Consider the following 18595-nt stretch of genomic DNA (forward strand, 5'->3'; position numbering starts at 1 on the left):
CCCGGCTGTCGAGAAACTCCAGCGCCCGGCGCCGCGAGATGCCGCAGGGCCAGGTCAGCCGCACGGCGCCCGACGCCCGCACGCTGATCGAGACGCGCCGCGCCCGCGCCGAGGCGGACAGTTCGACGACGCCCAGCCGCGGGTGCTCATACCGTTCGGGCTCCGTGTCGCGGTGGAATCGGATCAGCGCAGCCATAGCGAATGAACCTGCACCGACAGCAGCACATCGAGCGAATCTTCGCGCACGATCTCCATCGATTCGAAAAGGATGCGGCAGCGGCCGTCGCGGTAATCCAGTATCCGCAGCGCCTGTTCGGGTGTCGGATCGACACCCTGCGACAGCGCATACCCGCCGGCGGCAAGCTGTCGTTCCAACAGCTCCCGCCCGGCAATTTCCAGCACGGGGTGCTCCCGACCGAGCCGGAAGCGCAGCGTATCCCGCTCGAAGGAGTAACTTTCGGAATCCCACGCCGCCAGATTGACATAGCTCCGGGAGTAGCGGCCGTCCACCTCGATGCAGGCATTCCGGGGGAGGTTGACACCTACGGAGCGCGTGGACACCACCGCGTCTCCGGCAGCCGGCTCCCAACCCCACTGCACATAGTCGCGCATTGCCGAAGGCAGCGTCCTTACCAGATCATCCGACGACGCCACTCCGAAACGGGCAAAGGCCGCACTGTCGCGCTCGACATACTGCAACGCCTCGTAGAGTTCGCGGTACTCGCGCCGGTGCGCCGTGTCGGCCAGCGGAACGGGCTCCGGCGAGAGGCGGCCCGCCGCATCCAAGCGGCCGAGCTCCGCAGCGATCCGCACGGCCCGTCTGCTCTGCGAGCGCAGGGCAAGCGGTCCGGGTTCCAGCGCCGGAACGTATGCCACGGCGGCAAAGGCCGCAAAGGCGGCCAGCACGACCCACAGATAGCGGCCTGCACGGCGCGAGAGGAAGAGCAGGATGCAGAGCGTCATCACCCCGCCGCACAGCAGGAGGTAGATGCGCGCCTCGGTCAGTCCGTATTCGCCGACGCGGCGGGCGACGCCGACCCAGAACAGCGCGACGATGGGCAGCGACAGCAGGCTGAAACGGTCGTAGAACCAGCCGCCGCGACGTTTGTCGAGCTGCATCCACAGCGCCTTGACCAGCAGTGCCGCCATCGTGAATCCGAAGACCAGATAGGCCACGCCACCCTCGGGCAGGGTCCACGTGACGAGGATTTTCAGCAGGTAGAGGTAAAGGATGGCGGCATAGATGATGACGGCGGGCGTAATGATCCAGTTCACCAGGACTTCGAGTACGCGCGAAGAACCCATCTGCGTCTCCTCCCAACGGTCGAGCATCATCATAAAGAGCGTCGGAGCCGCCAAAAAGAGCGTCACAAAGAAGAGTTCGGCCGTCAGGTGGTCGACCCAACGGGCATCATTGAATCCGAAAATGTAGGCCGTCGACCAAAGAATCGCCTCGAAAAGCGCGTAGGCGACGCCTGCGAAGAACAGCGCCAGCACGGCTGCACGCAGACAGACAAGGGCATCGGTCACGAAACGGTCGTTCGCCACGGCCCGGCGGCTGGCCAGCAGGGCCAACGGGGTGAGAACCCCCATCGACACAACACCCTGCGCCGACAGCAGCCAGTCGGAGAATCCGGACCAGAAAAACAGCGGTACCAGCGCAACCCACGCCACCCAATAGAGGATGCGCAGGCGGGTGTGCATCGTCAGGCGGTTGACAATCAGCAGCAGCAAAGCGCCCCATCCGAGCACCACGCAACGTGCGCCGCCGGGGTCGCGATTGCTTTCAAGGCAGACGATCAGCGTCACGGTCAGTGCCAGCAGCAGGAGCAGTTCGAGCGGATGGCGGCGCACGACGTGCACGAGCCCCTCGCGGAGTTCAGCGGCACGTTCCCGGATATTCCATTTCATGGCGACGGAGGTTCAGGTTGTCGGAAAGGCAGGAGGAAGGGCATGCGGCCGGATCAGCTGCCGATACGCTGGCGCACCACCTCGAAGAGCATGACGGCCGCGGCGGCCGAGACGTTCAGCGACTCGATGTGGCCGATGAGCGGGATGGCCAGCTGCTCGTCGCACAGCTTGAGCACCTCCTTCGAGATGCCCGTATCCTCGGCACCCATCACGAGGGCCGTCGGGCGGCGGAAGTCGGCGTCGTAGAGCAGTTTGCGGCTCTTCTCGGTCGCGGCGACGATCTGGAAACCCTCCGTCTGCAACTGCTTGAGCGTATTGCGGATCGAGCCGACGCGGCAGACCGGAATCGTCGTCAGCGCCCCGGCCGACGAACGGATCGCCTCGGCGTTTACCGGAGCGGAGTTCTTCAGCGGCGTGATGAGCCCGTGCGCCCCGGCACACTCCGCCGAGCGGGCAATGGCCCCGAAATTGCGCACGTCGGTCACCCCGTCGAAGACCACCACGAGCGGCGTCTCGTCCTCGGGAACCCGCTCCAGAATGTCGGCCAGCTCGACGTAGGCGATGGCGGCCGTCTGCGCCACGACTCCCTGGTGGTTGCCGCGCGTCAGGCGGTTGAGCTTCTCGACCGGCACCTCCTGGTAGTGCACGCGGTGACGCACGCAGAGGTCCCGGAGCTCCGACATGAGCTGTCCGTCGGCCCCCTTGCGGATGTAGAGTTTCTCAATCTGCTTGCCGGCCTCGATGGCTTCGGCCACGGGACGGATTCCGAAAATCAGGTTATCCATTGTATTGCTCCTCGGTTAGTTCCAGTTCATAGGAGGCCTTCTCCCACTCGTGCATCAGGTGGTCGTACCGTGCCTTCAGGTCGTCGTAGGCCTTGTAGTCGGCCTCGTTGTAGGCCGTTGCGGCGGCGAAGCGCGCGTCGTACTCGGCGATCTGCCGCTCCACGTCGGCCAGCTGCGCCTCGACCGTCTCCACGGCCTTGCGCAGGCGGCGCAGCAGCTTCTCCTGCTCCTTCTTCTGCTCGTAGGAGAGCTTGCCCGCCGTCGGGGCCTTCGGTTCGGCGCCCTTCTCGGCACCCTTGACCGGCACGTCGCGCCGTTCGATCTCCTGCAGCGATTCCAGCTTCCGTTTCTCCAGAAAATAGTAGATGCCGCCGAGATACTCCTTCACGGCGCCGTCGCGGAACTCGTAGACCTTGTCGACCATGCCGTCGAGGAACTCGCGGTCGTGCGAGACGACGACGACCGTGCCGTCGTACTTCAGGATGGCGTTCTTGAGAATGTCCTTCGAGCGCATGTCCATGTGGTTCGTCGGCTCGTCGAGCACCAGCAGGTTGCGCGGTTCAAGCATCATGCGGGCCATGGCCAGCCGCGCCCGCTCGCCGCCCGAAAGGACCTTGACCTTCTTGTCGATGTCCTCGCCGCGGAAGAGGAACGCCCCGAGGATGTCGCGCAGCCGCGTGCGGATGTCGCCCACCGCCACGCGGTCCAGCGTGTCGTAGACCGTGAACTCGCCGTCCATCAAGTCGTCCTGATTCTGGGCGTAGTAGCCGATGTTGACGTTGGCCCCTATGCGGATCGATCCCTCGGTCGGCGTGAGCTGCCCGACGAGCATGCGCGCCAGCGTCGTCTTGCCCTCGCCGTTGCGGCCCACGAGCGCGATGCGGTCTCCCTTCGTGATGGTGAAGTTCGCCCCGCTGAAGACATGCTTCGCGCCGAACGACATGCCCGCATCCCGGATCTCGGCGACGACCTGTCCCGAGCGGGGTGCCGGCGGGAACTTGATGTTGAGCGTCGCGAGGTCCTCCTCCTCGACCTCGAGGCGCTCGAGACGCTCGAGCTGCTTGATGCGCGACTGCACCTGATTCGACTTCGTGGGCTTGTAGCGGAACTTCTCGATGAACTCCTCGGTCTTCTCGATCATGCGCTGCTGGTTCTCGTAGGCCGCCAGCTGCTGCTGACGCCGCTCGGCCCGCAGCACGACATATTTCGAATAGGGCACCTTGTAGTCGGTGATCTTGCCGAGCGACAGCTCCACGGTGCGCGTGGTGACGTTGTCCAGGAAGGCGCGGTCGTGCGAGATGAGCAGCACGGCGCCGTTGTAGTTCTTCAGATACTCTTCGAGCCACTGGATCGACTCGATGTCGAGGTGGTTCGTCGGCTCGTCGAGCAGGAAGATCGAGGGACGCCGCAACAGCAGCTTCGCCAGCTCGATGCGCATGCGCCAGCCGCCCGAAAACTCGCTCGTCGCCCGCGTGAAATCCTCGCGCTTGAAGCCCAGGCCGAGCAGCGTCTTCTCGATGTCGGCGTCACGCGTCTCGCCGCCGAGGATGTGGTAGCGGTCCTGCGCGTCGTTCAGGCGGTGCAGCAGCTGTTCATAGTCGGCGCTTTCGTAGTCGGTGCGTTCGGCGATCTCGCGCGTGAGCCGCTCGATCTCGGCCTCGAGGCGCAGCACCTCGTCGAAGGCCTTGGCCGTCTCCTCGACGAGCGTCGTCGTGTCGGCCACGCGCATCGTCTGCGGCAGGTAGCCGATCGTGCACTCGCCGTTGATCGTCACGGCACCCGACGTGGGCTGCATTTCGCCCACGATCAGGCGCAGCAGCGTCGTCTTGCCCGCGCCGTTGCGGCCAACCAGACCGATGCGGTCCTTCGGATTGATCAGAAAGGAGATGTTGTCGAAGAGGGTCCAGCCCCCGTAGCTCACGGTAAGGTTATCGAGTGAAATCATGGCTTCTCAAAAATCGGAGGCAAAGGTAGTGATTTAATCCGACATATCGGCTCTCCGAACGGCAGAAACCGCACCGGCAGTCATTCTCCGGCAGACGCGCCTATTTCCGATGGCAGGTCCGGCACACTCCGCATACTCCGGCGGCAGAAACCGCACCGGCACCACCCGCTCGTCTTCCTCCGACAACGCGGCACCCCGCAACCGACCGGCACACCTCACCCGACGGCCCGACGCCCGCTCACCGCATACGGGTCCGGCATCGCGCGGCGCCCGGCCTACCGTGCCCCGAGCATGCGGACGATCTCCGCCTCGGGGTCCGGAGCGCCGAAGACGGCATTGCCGGCCACGAGCACGTCGGCGCCCGCCGCGAAGACCTCGGCGGCGTTGCGCGACGAGATGCCGCCGTCAACCTCGATGATCGTGTCGAGACCCGCCTCGCGGGCCATTGCCCGCAGCTGCGCGATCTTCTCGAGCGACGAGGGGATGAACGACTGCCCGCCGAACCCCGGTTCGACGCTCATGACCAGCACCAGGTCGACCGCGGGCAGCAGCTCGCGCAGCACCTCGACGGGCGTGGCGGGCTTGATCGAGACCCCGACCTTGGCCCCGGCGGCGCGGATCAGCTCCACGGTGGCCTGCGGCTCGGCCGACGCCTCGTAGTGGAAGGTCACCAGATCGGCCCCCGCCTCGGCGAAGCGGGCGACGTACTTTTCGGGCTCGACGATCATCAGGTGCACGTCGAGAAACTTCTTCGACGCACGGCGGATGGCCTTCAGCACGGGAAATCCGAACGAGATGTTCGGTACGAAGACGCCGTCCATGACGTCGATATGGATCCATCGGGCCGCGCTGCGGTCGATCATCTGCGTGTCACGCTCCAGATGGCCGAAGTCGGCCGAGAGCATCGAGGGGGCTATGGTTCTCTCCATGACTGTTCCTAAAAAAGAGTTTCCGGCTCCACAAAGATAGGATTTTTTCGCCGATCGGCACCCTACGCGCCCGAATTTTCACGCACTGCGCCGCCCCGGCCGCACATCGGGGCGCAGGCGGGCGATGCGCCGGCGCACGGCCGCGGCGTCGAAGAGCACCATGACGCCGCACAGCACGACGCCGCACAGCAGCGTGGGCCACATCGCCGCGGGCCGGTAACCCTCCTGCAGCGACCCGAGCAGCGGAAGATAGGCGCTCCGCACGACCCGCACCGCCACGAGGGCGACAAGCGTCACCGCGCAGTTGAGCCCCAGCGCCAGCCGCACGTAGGGGCGCGCCACCTGCCGCGGGGCATAGCCGATCAGCAGCAGGTCCCGCACCCGGTCGCTGCTCCGCTGCAGGACAAGGAAAAGGCTTAAAATCAGGACATAGAACGCCATCATGCTGAACAGCAGACCGACGCCGCCGACACCTCCGGCCGCCAGCCGCAGCATGCGCGCCGCCTTGCCGTCGTCGTGCACGTCGCCCTCGGTCTCGTAGCCCCGGGCGGCGAGGTACTCCGTCACGGCCGCGTCGACCGGGCCCGTCGTCTCGACGATCACGCGCGCCGGGTTGCGGGCCTCCCCGCCGCGGCCGAATCGGTCGTTCGACCAGCGGATGAAGCTCTCGGGCACGAGGATCGTGTTGAGCCGGTTCGACAGCCCGACGATCCGTCCGCCGAAGGTCTCGCGACGGCCGCCGCCCTCGATCTCCAGGTCGATGCCGACGTGCCGGAAAAGCCCTTCGGAGAGCTGCGGCAGCCCCTGCGAGCGGGCGAATCCGTAGTTGTAGAGGTTGACGTAGTTGCGCGGGATGATGATGGGCACCTCGCGCGAGCCGGCCTCGTAGTGCCACTCCCCGGGCCGGATGTCGAGAAAACGGTCCGGCACCGCCTCGAAGAAGAGGTAGGTCGAAAGGCGCATGCCCCCGGCGCCGATGCTGCCCGCAATGCGGTAGTCGGCCGGAGTGAAGGCCCCGACGGCCCGGACAAAGGGCTGCGCCTCGAGATCGGCAATCTCCGCGGGCGTAAAGTCGGTCGACCCGATCCCCAGCGTCTGGAGCGCCCCGACCCGCTTCGAGAGGACCAGGAAATCGCCCCGCAGGAAGGAATCGGACGAGGAGAAGAGGGGGCGGATGTCGCGGTAGGCCTGCCACGAAGTCAGCAGAATGGCCATACCCACGACCCCGGCCAGGGCGAACCCGACAAGCTGGGCCGGGCTCAAGTGGCAGCGCAGCAGTCTCCAGAGCAGTGTCATAGGCGGTAGATTTTATGGTACGGCAGCGGCAGCCGGTTGCCTACCGACGTAACGAGCACCCCAGCCCCCTGCCGCCGGGCCTGCTCGACGACAAGGCGGGCGAGCGTCTCGCCGTTGGCCGCATCGAGGTGGCTCACCGGTTCGTCGAGCAGCAGGAAGTCGAACGGCTGGCAGAGGCTCCGCACGAAGGCGACCCGCTGCTGCTGTCCGAGCGAGAGACGGGCGACCGGCTCGTTGCGCTTCGGAGCCAGCCCGACCGCCTCGAGCAGGCGGTCGATTTCCTCCGGGCGGCGGAAGCCCGTCAGGTCGTTTTTCAGCGTCAGATTCTCCTTAACGGTCAACTCGCCGAAGAGCCGCAGGTCCTGAAACAGGCAGCTCAACGAGCGGCGGCGCAGCCCCTCCCACACCGCGGGCGCAAGCGTGCGGCTCTCCGCCCCGTCGAAGAGTATCCGCCCGGCATAGTCGCCGCGCAAGCCGTAGAGAAAGGCGCAGAACGTCGACTTGCCGGCTCCGGACTCCGCCTCGAAGAGGCAGTATTCGCCCCGGCGGAGCGTCACTTCACGGCCCCAGACCTCCGACGTGCGGGATTCGGGGCGATCGGCAAAAACGTCGGGTACGACCCGCTGCAATACGATTTGTTCCATGTCGATGCGTATGAATGGCCCGGACCGGGAAAGCGGCCGTCTCCGAAGGGACGGCCGCTTTTCACGTCCACGGCAAAAAATTGCGGCGTTACTCGGACAGATACGGTGCAAGGAGGTTGCCGACGACGTCGCAGATGCTCTTGAAGGCATTTTGCTCACGGTCGGTCATGCGGACGGTCAGCTCGCCTTTCTCATTGTTGCCGTATGCCTCGAGTTCGTCAAAGCAATTCAGCACCATTGCGCTCTCCCTGTCATAGGAAGAGCCGAGCATGGGCGTCAGCAGCTCGTTCAATGCCGCGAAGTCGAGGTAGCAGCTTCCCTTGTGCTTGCGGAACAGTCCGCTCTTCGATTCGAGCGATTCGAACGCGCCGCCGTCGAGAGCCGCCATCACGGCCGGGTCGGACGTCACGTAGAAGAATCCCTCCTGCACGCCGAACCGTACCGACGTACCGTACACGGTCAGCTCCCAGGCATTCTCGCCCCGCGCCTCCACGGGCATGCCGGCGAGATTCGCAATGACAAACTCCATGAGCGAAGTATCGTTCACCTGAGCCAGCAGCGACGCCAGCGGATAACGGCCGTCGGCCGACATGCCGGAAAAGTCCACCAGCACGTCGCCCCCGATGGAGGTCAGCGCCTGCTGCACCTGCGGATTGCCCGCCAGCAGGTCGCCGCCCGGCAGCGACGAGGCAACCTTCAGCAGCTCGCTGCCTTCGAGTCCGAAGCCCAGCACCGCAACCGTGTTCTGCGGGACATAGCGCAGCAGTTCGCCCTTCTGCGGTTTCACGTAGGAGTAGAACTCCTCGAACTGCCGCCTGCTCTTGGCATCGGCATACGAAAGCGTGCAGTCGCAGACGACCTCGCCCTTCTCGAAGTTCAGGGCGCAGAAGACCGTCATATTTCCGAAGGCCTCCGCCACGGGCAGCGCATTGAGTATCGGATTTCCCTTCAGCATCCCGCCGTAATCCATGACGACGTCGATGTCGTTGTCGCGGGAGAAGGCATCGGCCACGCCGGCCTTGCCCATCAGGCTTTCGCGGGACTTCTGCGCAAAGAGCGCATCGACCCTGCCGAGAACCGTCTCGACGGATTCGGGCGCGAAGTAGAGCAGCGCGGCCCGCCCGTCGAAGGCGCAGACCCCGTTGTAGGTATCGTTTTCAAAGACCACGCAGGTCAGCTTGCCCCGGGTCTGCTTCTCCAGCCCGGCATTTTGGCAGAGGAAGTCGACCGTCGCGGCGAACTTCGCCTGATCGGCCAGGGGCAGCAGCACGCCCGCCTCCTGCGGCATTTGCCGTCCGAGGCTCAACGTCTCCGACACCGACGAGAACAGGAAGATGCTTTTCCGCTTGTCGACACCCGTTTCGGCGGGATCTTCGAGCAGCTTGAGCAGGTACTGGCGCTCGGCGTCCGAGAGGTCCTGCGCCGTCTCGAGCTCGGTGCGCAGCCGCTGGCAGAGCGGGCTCTGGTCGCACGACCCCACGCCGCTCTTCTCGACCAGCGCAGCGAGGTTGACCGACATCGTAAAGGAGGAATCGGCCGGCAGCAGGTCACGATAATCGGCCTTGCCGTGGCACGACACCAGCAGCAGCGCGACTGCCGCACAGCAGAGCGCCTTCCAGTAGTACAGGAGATGTTTCATATCCGGAATCGTTTTAAGGGTTGTCAATTGTCAACAAAGGTAGCAAAATTCGTGAGAAAGCCCACCGCGGGCCCTTCCAAAATTGCGTGACAGCCGAAAAAAGCTCTCCCGAAACCCCTTGCCGATCGATTCGGGACGGATTTTCAAACAAAACGGAAACCCCAGAATCTAATATAAAATTTTAGGGGTTCGCACTCAATAATTATCAAAATGCATCTACAAATCAGAAATCATATCCAACAATGCGATCGGCATATTGACTCCATCCTGAATCCTGCTTGTAGCTGTCGACGGAACCCGAAGGAACATATATTCTCAAATCGCCGCGAGTCCCGGTAAAGGAATTGCCGACATAGGGAGGAACAACCGGACGACAATAGACCTCATACAATCCCGGACACTCGTAAAATGCATTGGTCATGGATGTCAGGCAATCAGGCAGCGTCACGGAAGTCAAACCTTTGCACTGGGCAAAGGCCTCGGATTCCATTACTTCGACTCCCGGCAGATCGATATTTTTCAACGACTGGCAGTCTCTGAATGCGGCATATCCGATATTGGTCACCGTTTCGGGCAAAATGATTGACTCCAGCGCACTGCATCCCATACACATGTAGGTACTTATCGATTTCATCCCCTGGGGAATGTTCAACGAGGTCAGTGCCGTACAATCCTGGAAAGCGGAAACACCGATCTCGGTCACTCCGTCCGGAATTCGGATCGTCTCCAGTTTGTCACACTCCCGGAAGACACCGTTCTCTATTCGCCAGACGCCGTCGACAATTTCCGGAAATTCATAACGGGTCACTCCGGCCGGAGCAAAAGCCAGCAAACGGCCATACAATACGACTCCCCGACCATCCGATGTAACCAGTTTCCCGGTAAACCGCTCCAAATTGTCGCAACCGCAGAAGACGTTTTCTCCAATCTGTTCGATTGCATCCGGAATGTTCAACTCCGTCATGGAGCTACAGTTCTGGAACGCACTGATATCGATCGTCTTCAACCCCGACGGCAGATCGATAGAAACCAGTCCGCTGCAATTGGTGAAGGCAAACTTGCCGATCTCCTCCAGACGGGAGTCCGAAGGAATCACGACTTCCTTCAGGCCGGTACAGTCCATGAAAGTACCGCAATCGTAGTAGGGCTGCTCTCCATCCCGGATAATCGTCACATTAGCCGGAATGGTCACCGATTCGAGACTCGTACAGCCATAAAACGCATTGCTCCCGATCTGCTGCAGATTTGTCGGCAAATCAATCGTTCTCAGAGATGTGCACCCGTAGAAAATATTGTCGGCCAGTATCTCCAGATCATCCGGCAGCGTAACTGACTCCAGTCCAATGCAATTTTCAAACAATCCGAACGGACTGCGCGTCACCGCTCCATACACCCAACCATCCGAAATTTCCACTCCGCGGGGAATTTCCACGGATTTCAAATTGACGCAGCTGGCAAAAATTCCAGAACCGAGCGTTTCCAATGTTTCAGGCAGAAATATCTCCGACAGTTTGGTATAAGCAAATGCTGCGTCATCAATTACCTGCAAATGAGAATCCGACGGTATATTAATCCGATCAAGACCAGCCGAAGTAAATACGTATGATCCAATATATTCCACTGAAGCCGGTAAATCCAGCGAAGTCAGGCTCGTGCAAGAGGCAAAAGCGCCATTGTGCTGATAGCTCGGGCTAGCCCCCTCTATCCGAAGAAGCGTCTGAGGCAATGACACGGATGACAAATTGGAACATCCGCTGAATGCGTTTTCTTCTATGACGGTTATCCCTTCGGGTATCACGATCGACAGGAGCATCTCATTCTTCCTGAACATATAGTACGGAATATGATCTATCCTGCGGTCCAGCACGATTTTTCCTCCCTCCCCCAATTCGTAGGTATTGCTAACGACCAGTGCATCCGAATGAGACATCATCGGTTCAATGACCGTACCATCAATGGAAGTATAATAAATGACCGTAGGCGCATTCGAGGCCGGTTGCACGACCGTCACCGATGCGGTCCGCGGACCGCACGTAACGACATATTCAACCGTCCGGGACTCCGTACCGCTATTTTCCAAAGCCCTGAATTCGATCTCGGCAGCCCCTTCGCCGGCGAGCATGGAGGGCGTACACCAGACGGATTCACCCGCCAATTTCCATTGGCCATTGCAGTCGATCTGCAATGTCGCGCTTCCACCCGACTCTCCGATTGTCAGAACCGAAGCGGAAAGCGAAAGGGTTGCAAAGCGCTGCGATACATGCAACACAACCTCATGTGTGTCGGAGCGGAATGTGAATTCCGCAAAACGGTCCGTCTCCTCGATATTTTCTATGGCAGAGAAGGTCACAACATCTCGATCTTCACCTGTCCGCACGGAGGGGACGCACCACATACACTCGCCTGAAAGAGTCCACGATCCGGCACTCCTTACCTCCAGATCGAGACTGCCTCCCGCGGCATCAAATTTGAGCTCATCGCTACTCAAAGAGAGGTTTTTCTGCTGCACGGGATCCTTCTCACAACCTATCAACAGCAACATCATGGCTGCAACGAACAAAGTCAGACAGTTTCTCATAACATCACTTTTTAAGGGTTGAACAATACAAATATAAAAAAACGTGGACAAATTTCAATATCCACAAGAGAGGCCCTGGATAGCCCATGCAGTAAGATATGAATCATGCCCACGCTGAAAACAGCGAGAGCATCAACTCTTGTTCCTTACTGCATTAGAAATTTTCCAGGTTTCTCTTGTAAGAAAAAAGCCGATGCGCTTTTTAGTCGTATGTACGCAGTCCTCACAGACTGTAAAAGCAAAGATAACAATTTTATTCGGAATATCGGCACCCATCCCGGAATATTCACTAAATTTGTCGACATGAATACCGGACTTCTTCTTGTCATCGCCCTGCTCGGAGCGGTCGCCGCAACGCTCGGGGCTCTTTATATCGCTTCCCGTCGCGAAACTGCGCGTCTGCGCCGCGAGGGGGCCGAGGCCGCCGAACGCGAGCGCGACACGGCAGGCCGTCTGATGCAGGCCGAGACTCGTGCGGCGGCAGCCGAACAGGCCGCCGGTGCCGAGCGCGAGCTCCGCACCCGCTGCGAGGAGCAGTTCCGCACGCTCACGGCCGAGCACAGCCGCACCGAGGCCGAGCTGGCGGCCCTGCAGGCCTCCTCCGCGGCCGAAATCGCGGCCCTGCGGCAGCGCAGCGCCGAGGAGCGCGAGGCCGAGCGCACGGCCCGCGAGAAGCAGGAGGAGACCTTCCGCCTGCAGTTCCGCAACCTCGCCACGGAGATTCTGGGCGAGCAGTCGCAGCGCTTCCGCCAGAGCAGCCAGGAGCAGATCGACCTGCTGCTCAAGCCTTTCCGGGACAACATCACCGACTTCCGCAAGCGCGTCGAGGAGATCTACACCACGCAGACCTCGCAGCGCGGCGAGCTGAAGGCCGAGTTGAAGCAGCTCATGGAGCTCAACCGCACAATCTCGACCGAGGCGCAGAACCTCACCAGCGCGCTGAAGGGCAACTCGAAGGTGCAGGGCGACTGGGGCGAGATGCTGCTGGAGACGATCCTCGACAGCTCGGCCCTCACGCGGGGTATCCACTACGAAACGCAGTACAACATCAAGGACGAAGAGGGGCGCAACCTGCGGCCCGACGTCGTGCTGCACCTGCCCGAAAAGAAGGACATCGTCATCGACTCGAAGGTCTCGCTCACGGCCTTCGTCGCCTACACGTCGGCCGAGACCGAGGCCGAGCGGCAGCGCCACCTCGCGGCGCACGTGGCGTCGGTGCGCCAGCACGTCACCGAACTCGGCCGCAAGGAGTACCAGCGGCGGCTGAACTCCCCGGACTTCGTCATCATGTTCATCCCCAACGAGCCGGCCTTCCTCGCCGCCCTGCAGAACGACACGGCGATCTGGTCGGATGCCTACGACAAGAAGGTCATCATCTCGTCGCCGACGAACCTCTTTGCGCTGCTGAAGATGGTCGCCGACCTGTGGAAATACAACGATCAGGACAAGAACACGAAGGAGATCGCCGCCTGCGGGCTGAAGCTCTACGAGCAGCTCGTGGCCTTCACTTCATCGCTCGAGAATGTCGGCGCGGCGCTCGACAGGGCCCGCGGCGCCTACGAGGATGCCCACAAGCGCCTCTGCACGGGCAACGACAACATCATCCGCGTGGGCGAGCGGCTGCGGCGCACGGCACGGCTCCAGACCAAGCGGCAGCACGACGCCCGCACGCTCGAGGCTGCGGGCAGCGACGGCGAAGAGCCGGACGACAACAACGGCAGCGCCGCAATTCCGGAGCGCCCCGCAATTCCGGACAATCCGGCTAATTCGGAGAACCCCGCAAATCCGGGAACCCCGGCAAATCCGGAAAGCGCCGCGGAAAAATAGTCCCGGCATACCTCCCCGGGCCGCCGCCGACCGTAAAGGGCCAACCGTTCGCCGTCCCGTCGCAATTCCGCCGCACCCCCATCGCATATCCGCCGCAAATCCGTTGCAAACCCGGTCGCGCATCCGTCGCAAACCCGGTCGCAGACAAAAACAAACGCCCCCGGAATAATTCCGGGGGCTTGCTTTATCCGTATGTTCCCATAGCTATTCCCTTCGCAGGCGCCGCAGCCGGCAGGTGATCCCGGGTGTCGCATTCCGGGCAAAGAGGTCCAGCAGGTCACTCCACGATTCGGCGACCCAGGCGACCCGGTCCCGACAGCGCTCCAGCACCTCGAAGGCCCGGACCTTCACCGCCACGGGCGACGACGGATCGGCCAGCCATTCGGCCGCCGCCTCGGCGATCCGTTCCACTGCCCCGGCCGAGGGCCGGAACCGCAGCAGCAGGTCGGCCATGATCTTGCCGAAATGACGGCGGGCGCTCATTCCCGAAGCCGCAGCGAAGTCCCGCTCACAAAACCGCTCCGCATGGGGCATGAAGCGCTCGGGCCAGCGGAAATAGAGCCGCTCGAGCACATAGGCGCTGCGGAAGGCAACCCTCTCGCGCAACGGGCGCGGCAGGGCTGCGGCGGAATCGGTCGCCACGGCATAGAGTGTTGCGACCGCATCGGCGGCCACCACCCGGCGGGCCATCTCCCCGGCGAAGTCCTCGCCGACGCGCTCGGAGAGCATCCGCACCAGCTCATCGCGGGTCATCGTCGCGTCGGAACCGGATGTGCGGGTCAGAAGAGCCGTTTTTTGGAGGTCGTCACCACAAAATCCTTCAGGTAGAAGGGCTCGAAGTAGGCGATGTCCTCCGTCCGCCCGGCATCGAGCGCCGCCTGCGCCAGGCGGACCAGGCCGCGCGCCGAGGGGGTCACCTCGACGAGCGTCGCGCCCGTCAGCACGTCGGCACACTTGCGGGCCCCGCTGCCGAAGATAACGAACGGCCGGTCGCCGGTGCGGTACTCCGCAAAACTTTCGGGTCCGACCACCTCGGCCGAAACCCCGCCCAACGCCTCTCCCTGCGCATCGAAGAGCTGCGCGTAGACCTCCATGCGGCGGGCGTCGACCATCGGGCAGAGCACGGCATCCTCCCAACGCTCGACCGAGATGATGCCCGCCTCGTAGTCCTCGCGCGCCACTTCGGTCAGGGCGTCGAGCGACCCCACGGCCAACAGCGGCTTCTGCAACCCGTAGCAGAGCCCCTTGGCAAAGGAGACACCGATGCGCAGCCCCGTATAGGAACCGGGGCCCTTGCCCACGGCCACGGCATCCAGATCGTCCGGAGCAATGCCCGTCTCGCGGAACAGTTCGTCGACGAACAGCCCCACCTTGCGGGCATGGTCGCGCCCCTCGTCGCTCTCGCGCAGCGAGAGCAGTTCGCCGTCCTTGGCAATACCGACCGAACAGATGTCCGTGCCGGTCTCGATACACAATATCAAACTCATATTTCGAAATATTTTTGTCTGCAAAAAACGTCTCCGCGGCCCGCTGCACACCTTCGGCGGCGCAGTCCCGGGTTTCTATATCACGCCGAAGTGTTCCAGCGCCCGCCGCAGGCCGTCGTCGTCGATATCCGCCGTGACGTAGTCGGCCGCCTCGCGGGCCGCGGCGCTGCCGTTGCCCATCGCCACGCCGATCCCCGCGGCGCGCAGCATCGCGACGTCGTTTCCGCCGTCGCCGAAGGCCATGGTCTCCCCGCGCGACAGGCCGAAGTAGCCGGCCACGGCGGCGATGCCCGACGCCTTGTCGACGCCGCGCACGTTGATGTCGGTAAAGAGCGGGCTCCAGCGGTTGGTCGCCAGCCCGGGCAGCTGCGCCATCACACGCCGTTCGAGCGCCTCGTCCAGGTAGAAGCACATCTGGCAGCACACCGTCCGCGCGAAGAGCGCCCGCAGGTCGGTCAGCTCGGGCACGGGGTGCGCCACCTGCGCGGCCAGCTCCGTGACGGCCGGCGACATGCGGTTGACGTAGACCCCGCCGTCGAGTTCGAGTCCGACCGGGAAGCCCAGCTCGTCGGAGAGGGACAGTGCCCGCTCGAACGCCTCGCACGGAATGGGATGCCGGTCGATGACCTCGCCGCCGCGCAGCACGCAGTCGGCGCCGTTCAGCCCGACGACCCCGTCGTAGGGGATCGCGGCGACGGGTTCGAGGTCCCCGACCGCCCGGCCCGTGGCGATGAAGAGCCTGACGCCCCGCGCATGGGCGCGGCGCAGGGCCCCGAGGGCCGAATCGGGCACACGGTGCGTGCGGAAGCTCACGAGCGTTCCGTCGACATCCAGAAACACGATCTTCGTTTTCATCTCCGTCAGGGTATCTTGCGGCGGTCTACCGCCGGTAGTTCTTCATCGCCTTGTCCATCTCGCGGCGCGCGTCGTTCTCCTTGAGGTACTCGCGCTTGTCGTAGCTCTTGCGGCCGCGGGCCAGGCCGATCACGATCTTCGCCAGGCCGCGCTCGTTCAGGAAGAGCCGCAGCCCCACGATCGTCAGGCCGCGGTCCTGCGACGCCCGCTGCAGCTTCTCCAGCTCGCGCGCCGTGAGCAGCAGCTTGCGGTCGCGGCGCGGCGCATGGTTGTTGCACGTGCCCCAGTCATATTCGGCGATGTTGACGCCCCGAATCCACAGTTCGCCCTTGTCGAAATAACAGAACGAATCGCTCATCGAGGCCTTGCCGGCGCGGATCGACTTGATCTCGGTCCCGACCAGCACGACGCCCGCAACCCACTCTTCGAGAATCTCGTAGTCGAAGGTCGCGCGCTTGTTGCGGATATTTATCTTCTTTTGTTCTCCCATATATTCAAAATCGGCATACATCTTGCGAATCCGAACACCGGGGCGGGTATCGGTCCAAGGTAACTAATTCTTTTATCTTTGATATGTTTTACACATCTTTCTGTTTATTTTCTGTTTGCACACCGTATGCGCAGTGATGCGCGTACAACCCGGCATCCGCCCCTCTTTTTCACATCCGCCGTTCATCCCGCCGTCAGAGAATCAGCCGCTGGAGCTTGCGGGCTATCTGCACCTTCACGCGGTTGTAGCCGTCCAGGCGGCGCAGCACCTCCTCCAGCCCGGCATCGGAGAGCGTATCGTCCGCCAGCCGGGCGTTGAGCTCCTTGATGAGCGAGTCGATGACCTTCGACTTGTAGAGCGTCACCGCCTTCGGCACCCCCACGGCCAGCATCTCCGCCTCGCTCTCGACATGCACCTCCTTGCGGCGCCACAGCTCGCTGGCCACGTAGTTGTCGTCGGCCGTCAGGATGTCGACCGCCGTGTTGCACACCTCCGGGTCGACATGGTTCAGGAAGAGCCGCACGGGCACCTCCACGCCCGGCCCCGTCTGCTCCCACTGCGCGCGGTACGTGGCCATAATCTTGGCATAGACCGGGTTGCGGAAGGTGATGTTGTCGTCGCTCAACTCCCCGAAAATCACCTCGGCGACGTTGCACGGCACCATCTCGCGCCCCTCCTTGAAGTCGAACGAGCAGTGGCCGAACTTGAGCAGGTACTTCACGATCTCGCGCTCGAGCGCCTCGAAACTGCTCCCGGCCTCCACGTGCCGCACGTACTCCACTTCGTGCTGCGCCGTCTCGCGCTGCCGCTGCACGGTCTGCCGGCGCAGGAACTCGTCCGTCTCGCGGTCGCCCGACGAGGTGAGCCGCTTGCGCGCCACCTCCGAGATGAGAATCTGCTCGTCGATGTCCATGATCCGCGCGCACTCCTTGATGAAAACCGAGCGCTGGATCGCATCGGGAATCTGGGCGATCGACTGCACCATGTCGCCGATGAGCGCCGCCTTGCGGATCGGGTCGCCCTCGGCATCCTTGAGCAGCAGCCGCGCCTTGAAGGCCAGGAAGTCCTGCTCGTTGGCGCGGATGTACTCCTGCACCTCGTCGGAGGTGTGGGCCCGGGCGAAGGAGTCGGGGTCCTCGGGCTCGGGCAACAGCACGACGCGCACGTTCATCCCCTCCTTGAGAATCATGTCGATGCCGCGCAGCGAGGCGTGAATGCCCGCCGGGTCGCCGTCGTAGATCACCGTGATGTTTTTCGTGAAGCGCCCGAGCAGGCGTATCTGCTCCGTCGTGAGCGACGTGCCGGACGAGGAGACGACATTCTCGATTCCGGCCTGGTGCATCGAAATCACGTCGAGGTAGCCCTCCACCAGGATCGCGAAGTTCAACTGCTGGATTGCCTTCTTGGCGAAGTAGAGGCCGTAGAGTTCGCGTTTCTTGCTGTATATCTCGCTCTCGGGCGAATTCTGGTACTTCGCCACGGCCTTGTCCGTGCGGAGCGTGCGGCCGCCGAAGGCCACGATGCGGCCCGAGATGTTGTGCACGGGGAAGATCACGCGGTCGCGGAAGCGGTCGTAGAGCGCGCCGTCGCGCTCGCTGACCAGCGACAGGCCCGTCGAGAGCAGGAACTCCCGTTTGTAGCCCGCCGCGAGGGCATCCTGCGACATGCGGTCGCCCTTCGCGGGGCAGAATCCCAGCCCGAACTTGCGGATCGTAGCATCGGTCAGCCCGCGCGTGCGGCGGAAGTAGGACATGCCGACGTTCATCCCCTCGGCCTCGTGGTGGAGGTAGTTGGCGAAGTACTCCGCGGCCCAGCCGTTCAGGGCGAACATCGACTCGCGGTCGTCGTTGCGCCGCACCTCCTCCTCCGAAAGCTCCTTCTCGTGGACCTCGATGCCGTAGCGCTTGGCCACCATCTTCAGCGCCTCGGGATAGGTCAGGCTCTCGTGCTCCATGAGGAAGGTAACGGCGTTGCCGCCCTTGCCGCAGCCGAAGCACTTGTAGAGCCCCTTGGCGGGCGAGACGACGAACGACGGGGTCTTTTCGTTGTGGAACGGACAGCAGGCCACGTAGTTCACGCCCTTGCGACGGAGCGTGACGTAGTCGCCGACGATATCGACGATATTGGCGGCGGCATAGATGCGGTCTACTGTTTCGGGATCAATCATAGCCTACAAAGGTAGGAATAATCGGCCGAAAGCGGAGCGATT

Annotated in this window: 14 protein-coding genes and 1 pseudogene; 1 reads left to right on the forward strand and 14 read right to left on the reverse strand. The window is 62.8% G+C overall.

From position 1 onward, the window contains the following. The 9 genes and pseudogenes from Q1Y33_RS07505 to Q1Y33_RS07545 form a co-directional block, all read right to left on the reverse strand. Positions 1 to 196 (reverse strand): annotated as a pseudogene (locus Q1Y33_RS07505) (hypothetical protein); the annotation flags it as partial. Then, positions 184 to 1911: a DUF4153 domain-containing protein gene (locus Q1Y33_RS07510; RefSeq protein WP_300799128.1), complete on the reverse strand. Its 1728-nt coding sequence runs from the start codon at positions 1909 to 1911 to the stop codon at positions 184 to 186. The pseudogene Q1Y33_RS07505 and the gene Q1Y33_RS07510, both read right to left, overlap by 13 nt. A gap of 53 nt (positions 1912 to 1964) precedes the next feature. After that, positions 1965 to 2696 (reverse strand): 23S rRNA (guanosine(2251)-2'-O)-methyltransferase RlmB, encoded by a 732-nt coding sequence (gene rlmB, locus Q1Y33_RS07515; protein ID WP_300799129.1) that lies wholly within the window; start codon positions 2694 to 2696, stop codon positions 1965 to 1967. Further along, positions 2689 to 4641: an ABC-F family ATP-binding cassette domain-containing protein gene (locus tag Q1Y33_RS07520; RefSeq protein ID WP_300799130.1), complete on the reverse strand. Its 1953-nt coding sequence runs from the start codon at positions 4639 to 4641 to the stop codon at positions 2689 to 2691. The genes rlmB and Q1Y33_RS07520 overlap by 8 nt, the downstream gene beginning before the upstream one ends. Before the next feature lie 275 nt (positions 4642 to 4916). Continuing rightward, positions 4917 to 5570 (reverse strand): ribulose-phosphate 3-epimerase, encoded by a 654-nt coding sequence (gene rpe / locus Q1Y33_RS07525; protein ID WP_300799131.1) that lies wholly within the window; start codon positions 5568 to 5570, stop codon positions 4917 to 4919. Positions 5571 to 5648: 78 nt separating this feature from the next. Next, entirely contained in the window at positions 5649 to 6866 is a 1218-nt protein-coding gene (locus Q1Y33_RS07530; protein ID WP_300799132.1) for an ABC transporter permease, read from the reverse strand. Next, the gene (locus Q1Y33_RS07535) at positions 6863 to 7510 is read right to left on the reverse strand and encodes an ATP-binding cassette domain-containing protein (RefSeq protein WP_300799133.1); all 648 of its coding nucleotides are present in this window, start codon (positions 7508 to 7510) and stop codon (positions 6863 to 6865) included. Before Q1Y33_RS07535 ends, Q1Y33_RS07530 begins: the two co-directional genes overlap by 4 nt. Before the next feature lie 88 nt (positions 7511 to 7598). Next, entirely contained in the window at positions 7599 to 9149 is a 1551-nt protein-coding gene (locus Q1Y33_RS07540; protein ID WP_300799134.1) for a DUF4836 family protein, read from the reverse strand. Between the two features lie 223 nt (positions 9150 to 9372). Then, positions 9373 to 11727, reverse strand: coding sequence for a leucine-rich repeat protein (locus Q1Y33_RS07545; protein ID WP_300799135.1), 2355 nt, complete (start codon positions 11725 to 11727; stop codon positions 9373 to 9375). A 303-nt stretch (positions 11728 to 12030) separates the two neighbouring features. On the opposite strand from Q1Y33_RS07545, the gene rmuC reads away from it, so the two are divergent. After that, the gene (gene rmuC / locus Q1Y33_RS07550) at positions 12031 to 13554 is read left to right on the forward strand and encodes a DNA recombination protein RmuC (RefSeq protein ID WP_300799136.1); all 1524 of its coding nucleotides are present in this window, start codon (positions 12031 to 12033) and stop codon (positions 13552 to 13554) included. 204 nt (positions 13555 to 13758) lie between these two features. Here rmuC and Q1Y33_RS07555 read toward each other — a convergent pair whose 3' ends face one another. The 5 genes from Q1Y33_RS07555 to dnaG form a co-directional block, all read right to left on the reverse strand. Further along, entirely contained in the window at positions 13759 to 14283 is a 525-nt protein-coding gene (locus tag Q1Y33_RS07555; protein ID WP_300799165.1) for a hypothetical protein, read from the reverse strand. A gap of 50 nt (positions 14284 to 14333) precedes the next feature. Continuing rightward, positions 14334 to 15041 carry a tRNA (adenosine(37)-N6)-threonylcarbamoyltransferase complex dimerization subunit type 1 TsaB gene (gene tsaB, locus Q1Y33_RS07560; protein ID WP_300799137.1) on the reverse strand — a complete coding sequence of 236 codons (708 nt, stop codon included), beginning with the start codon at positions 15039 to 15041 and terminating at the stop codon, positions 14334 to 14336. A gap of 75 nt (positions 15042 to 15116) precedes the next feature. Continuing rightward, complete coding sequence (locus Q1Y33_RS07565; RefSeq protein ID WP_300799138.1) at positions 15117 to 15896, reverse strand: Cof-type HAD-IIB family hydrolase; 780 nt, start codon at positions 15894 to 15896, stop codon at positions 15117 to 15119. Between the two features lie 25 nt (positions 15897 to 15921). Next, positions 15922 to 16386, reverse strand: a complete 465-nt coding sequence (smpB, locus tag Q1Y33_RS07570) for an SsrA-binding protein SmpB (RefSeq protein WP_300799139.1) — start codon at positions 16384 to 16386, stop codon at positions 15922 to 15924. A gap of 193 nt (positions 16387 to 16579) precedes the next feature. After that, positions 16580 to 18553, reverse strand: coding sequence for a DNA primase (gene dnaG, locus Q1Y33_RS07575; protein ID WP_300799140.1), 1974 nt, complete (start codon positions 18551 to 18553; stop codon positions 16580 to 16582). Positions 18554 to 18595 lie beyond the last annotated feature (42 nt).

Origin of the sequence: uncultured Alistipes sp. (assembly GCF_949296715.1) — a bacterium.
Taxonomy (GTDB): domain Bacteria; phylum Bacteroidota; class Bacteroidia; order Bacteroidales; family Rikenellaceae; genus Alistipes.